This is a genomic window from Streptomyces sp. MI02-7b (assembly GCF_033793585.1).
Classification (GTDB): Bacteria; Actinomycetota; Actinomycetes; order Streptomycetales; family Streptomycetaceae; genus Actinacidiphila.
Map to the genome: position 1 here is coordinate 66577 of NZ_JARAWX010000001.1, position 11531 is coordinate 78107.

The 11531-nt window shown below is 71.8% G+C and carries 10 protein-coding genes and 1 riboswitch; of the genes, 7 read left to right on the top strand and 3 right to left on the bottom strand.

Annotated elements, in window-relative coordinates:
• Nucleotides 1–46 precede the first annotated feature (46 nt).
• The 6 genes from PV364_RS00315 (at nt 47) to thiE (ending at nt 6485) form a co-directional block, all read left to right on the top strand.
• Complete coding sequence (locus PV364_RS00315) at nt 47–1747, top strand: L-aspartate oxidase (RefSeq protein WP_319657838.1); 1701 nt, start codon at nt 47–49, stop codon at nt 1745–1747.
• Between the two features lie 106 nt (nt 1748–1853).
• Nucleotides 1854–2600 carry an SDR family oxidoreductase gene (locus tag PV364_RS00320; protein ID WP_319657479.1) on the top strand — a complete coding sequence of 249 codons (747 nt, stop codon included), beginning with the start codon at nt 1854–1856 and terminating at the stop codon, nt 2598–2600.
• A gap of 158 nt (nt 2601–2758) precedes the next feature.
• The gene (locus PV364_RS00325; protein WP_319657480.1) at nt 2759–3343 is read left to right on the top strand and encodes a YceI family protein; all 585 of its coding nucleotides are present in this window, start codon (nt 2759–2761) and stop codon (nt 3341–3343) included.
• A 128-nt stretch (nt 3344–3471) separates the two neighbouring features.
• A riboswitch (TPP riboswitch) is annotated at nt 3472–3566 on the top strand.
• Nucleotides 3558–4958 (top strand): purine-cytosine permease family protein, encoded by a 1401-nt coding sequence (locus tag PV364_RS00330; protein ID WP_319657481.1) that lies wholly within the window; start codon nt 3558–3560, stop codon nt 4956–4958. (Overlaps the previous riboswitch by 9 nt.)
• A 58-nt stretch (nt 4959–5016) precedes the next feature.
• Nucleotides 5017–5826 carry a hydroxyethylthiazole kinase gene (thiM, locus tag PV364_RS00335; RefSeq protein WP_319657482.1) on the top strand — a complete coding sequence of 270 codons (810 nt, stop codon included), beginning with the start codon at nt 5017–5019 and terminating at the stop codon, nt 5824–5826.
• Nucleotides 5823–6485 (top strand): thiamine phosphate synthase, encoded by a 663-nt coding sequence (gene thiE / locus PV364_RS00340; RefSeq protein WP_319657483.1) that lies wholly within the window; start codon nt 5823–5825, stop codon nt 6483–6485. The genes thiM and thiE overlap by 4 nt, the downstream gene beginning before the upstream one ends.
• Here thiE and PV364_RS00345 read toward each other — a convergent pair.
• A complete protein-coding gene (locus PV364_RS00345) occupies nt 6482–8065 on the bottom strand; it encodes a cytochrome b (RefSeq protein WP_319657484.1) in 1584 nt (527 codons plus the stop codon). The two genes, thiE and PV364_RS00345, sit on opposite strands and share 4 nt — an antisense overlap.
• A 249-nt stretch (nt 8066–8314) precedes the next feature.
• Between PV364_RS00345 and PV364_RS00350 the strand changes: the two genes are divergently transcribed.
• The gene (locus PV364_RS00350) at nt 8315–9091 is read left to right on the top strand and encodes a sigma factor (protein ID WP_319657485.1); all 777 of its coding nucleotides are present in this window, start codon (nt 8315–8317) and stop codon (nt 9089–9091) included.
• A gap of 47 nt (nt 9092–9138) precedes the next feature.
• On the opposite strand, the gene PV364_RS00355 is transcribed toward PV364_RS00350, so the two are convergent.
• Nucleotides 9139–10044, bottom strand: a complete 906-nt coding sequence (locus tag PV364_RS00355; RefSeq protein ID WP_319657486.1) for a sigma-70 family RNA polymerase sigma factor — start codon at nt 10042–10044, stop codon at nt 9139–9141.
• Nucleotides 10045–10158: 114 nt separating this feature from the next.
• Nucleotides 10159–11517: an NAD(P)/FAD-dependent oxidoreductase gene (locus PV364_RS00360; RefSeq protein WP_319657487.1), complete on the bottom strand. Its 1359-nt coding sequence runs from the start codon at nt 11515–11517 to the stop codon at nt 10159–10161.
• Nucleotides 11518–11531: the final 14 nt, after the last annotated feature.

Below are 11531 nucleotides of genomic sequence, written 5' to 3' on the forward strand. Positions count from 1 at the left end.
ACAATCGGAGCAGACCGTGGCTATCACCGAACGACGTCTTTCCACCATGGTGCTGGTGATCGGTACCGGAGGAGCCGGGCTGCGAGCGGCAATCGAACTGGCCGAGGCCGGTGTCGACGTCCTCGCCGTCGGCAAGCGGCCCAAGGGGGACGCCCACACGGCACTCGCCGCGGGAGGCATCAACGCGGCCCTGGCCACGATGGACCCCGAGGACAGCTGGCAGCAGCACGCCGCCGACACCCTCAAGGAGAGCTATCTGCTCGCCGATCCCCGCACCGTGCGGACCGTCACCCAGGGTGCCGCCCTGGGCATCGACGACCTCGAGCGGTACGGCATGGCGTTCGCCAGGGAGGAGGACGGCCGGATCTCCCAACGCTTCTTCGGCGCGCACAAGTTCCGGCGCACCGCCTTCGCCGGCGACTACACCGGTCTGGAGATCCAGCGCACCCTGATCAGGCGGGCGGAGCAGCTCGACGTCCCGGTGCTCGACGGTGTCTACATCACCCGGCTCCTGGTGCACGACGGCGCCGTCTTCGGTGCGTACGGCTTCGACGTCGCGAACGGGACGCGGTACCTCATCCATGCCGACGCCGTCATCCTCGCGGCCGGCGGTCACACGCGTATCTGGCGCCGCACGTCCTCGCGGCGCGACGAGAACACCGGTGACGCGTTCCGCCTGGCCGTGGACGCCGGCGCGCGCCTGCGGGACGCCGAACTGGTGCAGTTCCACCCGTCCGGCATCATCGAGCCGGAGAACGCCGCCGGCACGCTCGTCAGCGAGGCCGCGCGCGGCGAGGGCGGCGTCCTCCGCAACGCGCTCGGCGAGCGCTTCATGACCCGCTACGACCCCGAGCGCATGGAGCTGTCCACGCGCGACCGCGTGGCGCTCGCCTCCTACACGGAGATCAAGGAAGGCCGCGGCACCCCCAAGGGAGGCGTGTGGCTCGACGTCTCGCATCTGCCGCGGCAGACGATCATGACGCGGCTCCCCCGGGTCTACCAGACCCTCATGGACCTGCAGATGCTGGACATCACCCGCGAACCGATCGAGATCGCGCCCACCGCGCACTACTCGATGGGCGGTGTCTGGGTGCGGCCCGAGGACCACAGCACGGACGTCCGCGGCCTGTACGCCATCGGCGAGGCCTCCAGCGGGCTGCACGGGGCCAATCGGCTCGGCGGCAACAGCCTCATCGAGTTGCTGGTCTTCGGCCGCCTCACGGGGCAGGCGGCCGCCGCCTACTCCCGGGCGCTGACCTCGCAGCCGCGGTCGGCCTCCGCCGTGGCGCGGGCCCGCGCCGAGATCGACGACCTCCTCGCGGCGGACGGCCCCGAGAACGTCCGCGCCCTCCAGCGCGCCATCCGCAACACCATGACCGAGCACGCGGGTGTCGTCCGCGACGAACAGGGGCTGCGCACCGGGCTGGAGGAACTCTCCGCCGTCGAGAAGCGGATGGAGAACGTCGGTGTCCACCCCGACATCGCCGGCTTCCAGGACCTCGCCCACGCCTTCGACCTCAAGGGCGCGGCCCTGGCTGCGCGGGCCACGCTCGAATCGGCGCTGGAACGTCGCGAGACCCGTGGCTGCCACAACCGCGGCGACTACCCGGACCTGGACCCCGCGCTGCAGGTCAATCTCGTCTGGTCCCCGACGACGGGAATCACCCACGAGAGCATTCCGGCCATACCCGAGGCGATCGCCTCCCTGATGGAGGACGTCTCGACCGAGGGAAAGCTCGCCGAGTGACGCCCCGGCCCGGGCGCGATGCCGCGCGGGCCGCCGGGTCCTGTCACACACCGGATCGCCATCCGGTCTATCCCCGTACTGCAGAATCCCCAGAGAGGATCCCCCCATGAAGGTCGTAGTCGTCGGCGGAACCGGGCTGATCGGCTCGAAGGTCGTCCGCAATCTCAGCGACCACGGGCACGAGGCCGTCGCTGCCTCGCCCAACACGGGCGTCAACACACTGACCGGAGAGGGCGTCGCCGAGGTGCTCCAGGGCGCGCAGGTCGTGGTCGACGTCTCCAACTCACCCTCGTTCGAGGACGAGGCCGTGATGCACTTCTTCCGCACCTGCACCACCAACCTCCTGAAGGCGGCTGCGGATGCCGGAGTCAGGCATTACGTCGCGCTCTCCATCGTCGGTACCGACCGGCTCCCGGAGAACGGCTACTTCCGTGCCAAGCTGGCCCAGGAGGAGCTGATCAAGGAGTCGGGCCTGCCCTACTCCGTCGTCCACGCCACGCAGTTCTTCGAGTTCATGAACGGGATCGCGGACTCGGCGACCGACGGGGACACGGTGCGCATCGCTCCCGTCAAGTTCCAGCCCATCCACTCCGACGACGTGGCCGCCGTCGTCGCCCGCACCGCGGCCGGTACCCCCCTCGACGGCACGGTGGAGATCGCCGGCCCCGACACGTTCCGGTTCGACGAGCTGGTCCGCGACGTGCTCACCGCCCAGAACGACCCGCGCACGGTCGTCGCGGACCCGCGCGCCCCGTACTTCGGGTCCGAGTTGGAGGAGAACTCGCTCGTGCCCGGTGCCGGCGCGCAGCTCGCCGGGACCCGGTTCGCCGACTGGTTCGCGCGGCAGCAGTGAGGTCCGCGGGTGGCCCCTGCCCGCCGGGGGGCAGGGGCCATCGGCATGGGGGACGTCGGTGCGTCCCGCACCCGTACGCCGCCACGGGCCGCTGCGGGCGGCACGCCGACCCGGCGGCCACGGCACGAAGGAACCGGCCGCCTGCGCCCGGGAATGTCGTGGCGACCGGCTTCGCGGGCGACGGCCCCCGTGCCGCACTGACCGGCGTCTACCTCCTCGACCCCTTGAAGAGCACGATCGGCTTCTCTGTCCGGCACGCGATGCTCGCGCACGTGCGCGGAAGGTTCACCGACTTCGAGGGGCTCCTGCACCTCGACGGACGCCGTCCCACCCGGTCGAGTGCCCATCTGAGCGTCCAGACCGGCAGCCTGCGCACGGGTCTGCCCGGGCGGGACGCGCGCCTGACCGGTCCCGGCTTCCTCGACGCGGCGGCGTTCCCCCTCATGGCCTTCCGTTCCACCGGCATCGTCGCCATCGGTGAGGACCGGTTCCGCATGTCCGGCAGCCTGCGGATCAAGGACGTCGACCTGCCCCTGCGGATCGACCTCGCGACGGGCGGGGTCCGCCGGGACGCCCATGGCACGTACCGCGTGGGCTTCAAGGGCACGGCCACCCTGCGGCGTTCCGACTGGGGACTCGGCCGGAACACGGCACCCGGCGTTCGGGACGTTCTGGTCAGCGCCACCGTGAAGCTGGCGTTCGACATCTCGGCGGTGCGGCCCGGGCGGCCGGACGTCCCCTGACGGGGAGCACCGCCGCTCGCCACGCGGTGGACCTTTGACGGCATTTGACCCCGTCGCCCGCCGACCAGGTGGTGGTCATGCCCTCCCGTCGACCCGCTGAGCGAAGCGCTCGGGTTAGTCTGTCCGTCGTACCGGACACGGGGTGCCCCTGCGAGGGGCTGAGATCACACCCGTCGAACCTGAACCAGTTCGTACTGGCGGAGGGATGTCTTTCATGCCTTGGACGCATGTTTCCGGCGGTCTGCCCGCCGACGGCCGGCAGACCGTCTTCGACGGGCGCATGCCTGCCGCCGCAGGCGATCTCCGCATCGAAGCGCACGGCATCCGGCCGGTCCCCGAGAGCAACCGCTACGGCGGCCCGGGGCGGCTGTTCACCGTGTGGTTCGCCCCCAACCTCACCATGACCGGCGTGTTCACCGGCACCATCGGCATCGCGCTCGGCCTGGACTTCGCCACCGCGCTCGTGGCCGTCGTGCTCGGCACCGTGGTCGGCGCGATACCCACCGCCTACCTCGGCACCTGGGGTAGCCGGACCGGCGCAGGGCAGCTGCCGCTGGCCCGGCTCGCCTTCGGCCGGGCGGTCGCGCTGCCGGGCATCCTGCAATGGCTGTCGTCGGTCGCCTGGGACGCGCTGATCGGCCTCTTCGGCGGCGACGCGCTGGCCCGGCTGTGCGGCCTGCCCTTCTGGCTCGGTGTCCTGATCATGATGCTCGCCCAGGGCGCTCTCGGCGTCCTCGGTTACGAGGCCATCCACCGGCTCCAGATCATCATGACCTTCGTGCTCGCCGCCGCGTTCGCGCTGATCGCCTGGAAGCTGCTCGACGGTGTGCACCCCGCGGCCACCGGCGCGGCCCACGGCGCCGACCGGGGCGGCGCGTTCGTCCTGACCAGCACCATCGCGCTGAGCCTGTCGCTGTCCTGGGCTCCGTACGCCAGCGACTTCAGCCGCTACCTGCCTCGGACCGCCTCGCGCTCGCGCATGTTCTGGTTCACCCTGGCCGGCTTGGTGGTGTCCTTCGCGGCCGTCCAGGCCCTCGGGCTGTGGGGCGCGTCCGTCCTGACCGACCAGACCGCCGCGGGTGTGGCGGACCTGCTGGGCGGTGGGCCGCTGGGCGCGTTCGGACTGCTCGCCGTGGCCCTGGCCGCCCTGTGCAGCAACGCCATGAACGACTACAGCGGATCCCTCGCCCTGCAGACCTCAGGTGTGCGCGTCCCGCGCCCGGTGGCGGCCGCTTTCGCCGCCGCCCTCGGCTTCCCCCTGGTGCTGTGGATGCACGCCGCCGACACCACCGCCCGCTTCCAGAACGTGCTGCTGTTCGTCGGCTACTGGATTCCCGGGTTCGTGGCGATCGTCGTCGTCGACTGGCTGGCCCGGGCGCGGGCCCGGGCAGGTGCCGAGATCGACCTCGCCGCGGAGACCGACCGGCTCCAGCCCGGCCTGCCCGCCGTCCTCGCGTTCGTCACCGCCTTCGCCGCGGCCGTGCCGTTCATGGACACCAGCCTGTACGTGGGCCCGGTGGCGTCCGCCCTGCACGGCGCGGACCTCTCGTACTACGTGGCGTTCCTCGTGGCCCTCGCGGTGTACGCCCCGCTGCGGCTGCGCCGGCGCCCCTGAGCGCGGCGCACCGGCCGCAGGCACGCCCGGACACCTCCACCCCGAAGGAGCGACACCCATGCCCCCGACATCCGCCGACCACACCGCCTTCGCCGCGCAGGCGCTCGCACGCGTACGGGCGGACTCCCCGCTGGTCCAGTGCCTGACCAACGCGGTGGTCACGGGGTTCACCGCCAACGTGCTGCTGGCGCTGGGCGCCGCACCGGCCATGGTCGACATCCCGGACGAGGCCGGCCCGTTCGCCGGGATCGCCTCGGGCGTCCTGGTCAATCTCGGCACCCCGCACGCCGAGCAGCGCACCGCCATGGTCGAGGCCGCGCGGGCGGCTGTCTCCGCCGGCACCCCCTGGGTGCTCGACCCGGTGGCCGTCGGCGCGCTGCCGGTGCGCACCGCGCTGGCACGCGAACTCCTGGAACTGCGGCCGACGATCGTACGGGGCAACGCCTCGGAGATCATCGCGCTCGCGGGAGCGGGCGGCGGCGGCCGCGGAGTGGACTCCTCCCACGGCGTCGAGGCCGCGGAGGAGACGGCGCACCGGCTGGCGCGGGAGACCGGCGGGGTGGTCGCCGTCTCCGGCCCCGTGGACTTCCTCACCGACGGGGAGCGCACCGCCCGCGTCGCCAACGGGGACGTCCTGCTGACCCGGGTCACGGGCGGGGGCTGCGCGCTGGGGGCCGTGATGGCCGCCTTCGCGGCGGTGGACGGGGACCGGTTCTCCTCGACGGTGGCCGCCGTCACGGTGTACACGGTCGCCGCCGAGCTGGCCGCGAAGTCGTCGTCCGGGCCCGGCAGTTTCGCCGTGGCGTTCCTGGACGCGCTCGCCGCACTGCGGGAGTCCGACATCGCCGAGCGGGCCTCCGTGTCGTGACGCGGGCACCGGTCGATCTGTCGGTCTACCTGGTCACGGACGCGGCCCAGTGCCGGGCCCGGGGCCGCGGCGTGGCCGAGACCGTCGCCGCGGCGGTGGCGGGGGGCGTCACCGCGGTGCAGATCCGTGAGAAGCACGCCGACGGCGGGGATTTCCTGCGCACGGTCACGGCGGTGGCCGCCGTCCTCCCGGAACGCGTGGCGCTGATCGTCAACGACCGGGTGGACGTGTTCCTGGCCGCACGCTCCGCCGGCGTGCGCGTGACGGGCGTCCACATCGGCCAGTCGGACCTGCCTCCGGCCACCGTCCGCGAACTGATCGGGCGGGACGCGGTACTGGGGCTGAGCGCCGCCACCCCCGGCGAACTGCGCGCCGCCGCCGAGGACCCGGCGGACGTCCACCACGTCGGCATCGGCGCGCTGCACGCGACCCGGACCAAGCACGACGCCCCGCCCTCGCTCGGCCACGACGGCTTCGCCCGTCTCGTCCGGCTCAGCACGCTGCCCGCCGTGGCCATCGGCGGCGTCACCCCGGCCGACCTGCCGCTGCTGCGGGAGGCCGGGGCAGCCGGAGCGGCCGTCGTGTCCGGCATCTGCGCCGCCGCGGACCCGTGTGCCTCGGCGCGCGAGTACGCCCTCGCGTGGGGCCCGCCCCACTAGTCCGCGATCTCCTCGTGCTCGCGGACGACGGGCTTGGGGATCTGCGTGCCCTCGCCGTACAGACCCCGGCTGAGCCTGGCCCGCAGCCGCTGCGTGCGGTCCGTCGTGTCGACGCTGATCGGCAGGTACTGCTCGTGCTCGGTCAGGGCACGAAGCCGTTCCGGGCTGAGGGCCTGGTGGACCTCGACGTACTCGCCGTTCGGCATGCGCTTGATGACGCCGGTCTCGCGGCCGTGCACCACCTTGTCGCGGTCACTGAGCTGGAGGCCGAGCGCCCAGCGCTTCGTGACCGCGAAGACGACGAGGGGCATGACGAAGAGCCCGACGCGAACGGCCCAGGTCACCGCGTTGACCGAGATGTGGAAGCGGGTGGCGATCACATCGTTGGCCGCGCCGAGCAGTGCCACGGCGTAGACGCTGATCCACGCCGCGCCCAGTGCCGTGCGCACCGGCCGGTTCCGCGGCCGGTCCAGGAGATGGTGGTCCCGGTCGTCGTCGGTGACCCAGGCCTCGATGAAGGGGTAGGCGCCCATGAGCAGGAAGAGACCGGTGCCCACCCCCAGCGGTATCAGGTTGTCGAGGGCGAGGGTGTGTCCCCACAGGACGACCTCCCAGCCGGGCATGACCCGCAGGAGCCCGTCGGCCACGCCCATGTACCAGTCGGGTTGCGATCCCGCCGTGACCTGGTCGGGGCGGTAGGGGCCGTACAGCCAGACGGGGTTGATCTGCGCGATCGAGGCGATGATGAGGATGACCCCGGTGACCAGGGAGAAGTATCCGGCCGCCCGCACGGCGTAGGACCGCAGGGGGATGCCGACGACATTCCTCTCCGTGCGCCCGGGTCCCGGGTACTGCGCGCGATTGTGACGGAACGTCAGAAACACCAGACCGGCGAACAGCGCCGTCATCAGCGCGGGGAGCACCACGACGTGGATCGTGTTGAAGCGCGAGACCAGGTCGTTCCCCGGGAACTCGCCGCCGAAGAGGAACATCGACAGGTACGTGCCGACGATCGGTACCGACAGGATAGTGCCGTTCACGACCATGAGCCCGGTCCCGGAGAGCAGGTCGTCCGGGAGGTCGTATCCCGTCAGCCCCTCGAACATGCCGAGCACCAGCAGCAGGAAGCCGAGCACCCAGCTGAGCTCCCGCGGTTTACGGAAGGCACCGGTGAAGAACATCCGCATCATGTGGGCGAGAAGGCTGGCGACGAAGATCAGCGCCGCCCAGTGGTGGGCCTGCCGGATCAGCAGTCCGCCGCGAACGTCGAAGGATATGTGCAGGGTCGAGTCGAACGCCTCCGACACCGTCTGCCCCCGCAACGGCGCGTAGCTGCCGTGGTACTGGACCTGCTCCATCGACGGGTGGAAGTAGAACGTCAGATACACGCCCGTGAGGACGAGCACGATGAAGCTGTAGAGGGATATCTCCCCCAGCATGAAGGACCAGTGGTCCGGGAACACCTTGCGCCTGCCGTCCCGGCGCGGGCCGCTGACCCCCAGCCGCCCGCGGGCCCATGCGGCGAAGGTGTTCCCCCTGGGATCTCGTCCCGATTCGTCCGTCCGGCTGCCGCTGTCCATTTCGTACCACCATCTTCCGAGACGCTGCCTTCACCACTAGGACCGGAAAAACGGCTCAGATGTGACATCAGCAGGTGGGAGCGGGCGCGGGAGCGCCGTGTCACAAGCGGGGCGCCTGCCCGGTCTCATGTTCGGAGCCGAAGAGTGCGAGCAGGTGCGCGATGCACCTGTGAGCAGACCTCCTGCACTTCGACGAGGTCGAGCCTGCGGCCGCACTGTGTGGTGCCGTTGCTCGAGGGAGGATGCGGTATGGACTACACCGGTGACGCGGTGTCGATCGCGGAGCTGCTCGACGAGCGCCGGCAGCTGCTCGACGTCGCGTACCGGATGGTGGGCGACGGCGACGAGGCGGAGGGCGTCGTCGCCGAGACCTACCGCCGGTGGTACGCGCTGTCCGACACGGCACGCGCGGACATCGCGGCCCCTCGTTCCTGGCTCGTGACGACCGCCAGAGGCATCTGCCTGGCCCGGCCGGCTTTCCCCGACCGGGACCGCGAGCGGGCCTCGGCGCCGGTCACGCACGGCGAGGTCGTCGGGACGGCGCCTGCCGCGGTCCCGCGCGCCGTGCGGCCTGCGGAGCCGGAGTACGCCGCACTCGCCGCCCGCGCGCGTCGGTGGCTTCGCGCGCGGCGTTCACGCCCGGGGATACTCGTGCGGCACGACGCGCTGGCCCGCGCCGTCCACGCGGCCTGCGCGGCGGAGGATCTCGGACGGCTGAGGTCCTTGCTGTCCCCCGATGCCACGGCGGTCTTCGACGGTGGCGGCAAGGTCCGGGCGATGATGCGCCCGGTGCGCGGAAGTGAGCAGGTCGCGCGCAGCCTGCTCGTACTCCTGGCCAGACGGCCGCACACCACGCTGCGGGCCCAGTCCGTGAACGGCCGGACCGGCCTCGTGGTGCGCTACGACCGCCAGGTCGCCGCGATCATCAGTCTCGGTGTCACGGGCGACCGGGTCGGACACCTCTGGGTGGTCCTCAATCCCGACAAGCTCCGGCTCTGGAACCGGCCGCCCGCCTCCGCACCGTGACGACCTCTGTCTGTGCGGCCGGAGCCTGAGGGAGCGGACCCACCGGGTCAGGCCCGGCGGAAGCGCGAGTCGAGGAACGTGGCGATCTTTCCGGGGTTCCACACCCACATCAGTGTGTGGATGCCGGCGGGTGAAGCGGCGATCGTCAGCAGCGTGGTCGGCGCGCCGTCCCGGTGCATCATGACGGCGGTGCGTCCGTTGGCCTCGACGCGCCGCGGGTCCGCGTCCCGCCAGAAACCCGGGCGCCCCATCGCCAGGTTCGCCACCCGCGTCCGGCCGAGCACGGGAATCCGCGCGGCACCCCGGACACCGTTGCCGTCGGACAGACTGACGGCATCCGGGGTGAGGAGGGCCTCCAGAGAGGCGACGTCACCTGTACGGGCCGCCGAGACGAAGGCCTCGACGAGGCGTCGGTGCTCCGTCCTGTCCACGGTGTCCCGCCGCTCGGCCAGGAGATGCGCGCGAGCGCGGCTCACGATCTTCCGTACGTTGACGACGCTGAGTCGGAGGATCCCGGCGATCTCCGGATAGCCGTAGTCGAACGCCTCGCGCAGCACGTAGGCCGCGCGCTCGGTGGGACCCAGCTTCTCCAGCACCAGCAGCAGCGCCAGCTCCACGGCCTCGGCGCGCTGCGCGCCCACCTCGGGGTCCACGCCGGTGTCGATGGGCTCGGGCAGCCACGGACCGATGTACGTCTCCCGGCGCACCCGGGCGGACTGTGCGACGTTGATGGCCAGACGGGTCGTCGTGGTCGCGAGGAAGCCCGCGGGGCTGACCACCGCGGAGCGGTCGGTGCGCTGCCAGCGCAGCCACACCTCCTGGACCACGTCCTCGGCCTCGGCCGCGCTGCCGAGCACGCGGTACGCGATGCCGAAAAGACGGGGCCGCAACTCCACGAAGACGGAAGCCGCCTGGTCGAGGTCGTTTGCCGCAGGGCACGGCTCGAAATGCATGAGTGGGGGGTCTCCGATCCTCTGACCCGATGTCCTCACCGGGCCCGTCCCGTCCGCCGTACCGGCCCGGGATCGACCCGGGATCAACCCGGGCCGGGTCCGGACCGGTCGCGCTCAGACGCCGGTTCGCTCGCCCGCCGGGCGCTCCTCGGGGCGCCGGGTCCTGCCGCCCGCGACGAACGCGTACCGCGGGTGCTGCACGGAGGCCAGGGAGACGAGATCCCGGCCGAAGGCGGCCGCGGTGAGCCAGACGGTGAGCACCCGGACCTTCCGCTCCCAGGTGGGCACGGCCAGTACGTGGTAACCCCGGTGCATCAGCCAGGCGAGGAGTCCCTTGATGACGATCCCCTTGTACTGGAAGATGCCCCGGCCCAGACCGAGGGTGGCCACCACTCCGAGGCTGCTGTGCCGGTAGTCGCGGACCGTGCCCCCGCGCAGTTCCGCCCGGATGTTCTTGGCCAGGCGCCTGCCCTGCCGGACCGCGTGCTGTGCGTTGGGCACCGTCCGGGCACCCGGCACGGGCGACGCCAGGTCGGGTACGGAAGCGTCGTCCCCCGCCGCCCAGACGCCGGGCACCGGGGCGCCGTCTGTGCCCACCACCCGCAGGTCGGCGCCGACGACGAGCAGGCCGCGCTCGTCGACCGGCAGGTCCGTGTGGTTGTGCACGACGGGGTTGGAGGCGTTGCCCGCGGTCCAGACGATCAGCCCGGAGTCGAACTCCTCCCCGCTGGACAGCACGACGTGCCCGTCCGTGGCGGAGGTGAGCTGCGTGTTCAGGTGCACATGGGCGCCACGGCGTTCCAGGGAGCGCACGACCCAGGCACCCGGCTTGGCGGTCACCTCGGGCAGGATGCGGTCCCGGGCCTCGACCAGGTGGAAGGACAGCTCGTCGAAGCTCAGCTCCGGGTAGGACGTGAGCATCGCGGTGGCCAGTGAGAGCAGTTCGCCGAAGCCCTCGACACCGGAGAACCCGCCGCCGACGAACGTGACGGTCAGCAGTTTCCTCCGCTCGGGACCGGGTGGCAGGGACGCGGCCTGGTCGAACGCGGTCAGCAGCCGGTCGCGGATGGCCACCGCCTCCTCCACGTGCTTCAGGCCGATCGCGTGCTCCGTCAGGCCCGGTATGGGGAAGGTGCGGGTCACGGCACCGGCGGTGACCACCAGGACGTCGTAGCGCAGTTCGCGGTCGGCGCCGTTCACCGGCCGGACGGTCACGGCCCGGTCCGCACTGCGGATCTCGGTCACGCTTCCGGCGATCAGCCGGCTCTTGCGCAGGTGCCGGCGCAGCGACACGGCGGCGTGGCGGGCCTCGACCGAACCCGCCGTCACCTCCGGCAGGAACGGCTGGTAGGTCATGTACGGGCGCGGGTCGACAACCGTGATCCTCGCTTCCCCGGCCCGCAACGACTTCTCAAGTCCCCAGGCGGTGTAAAAGCCCGCATAGCCACCACCGACGATCAGGATCTCTCGCATGGTTCCCTCTGTTT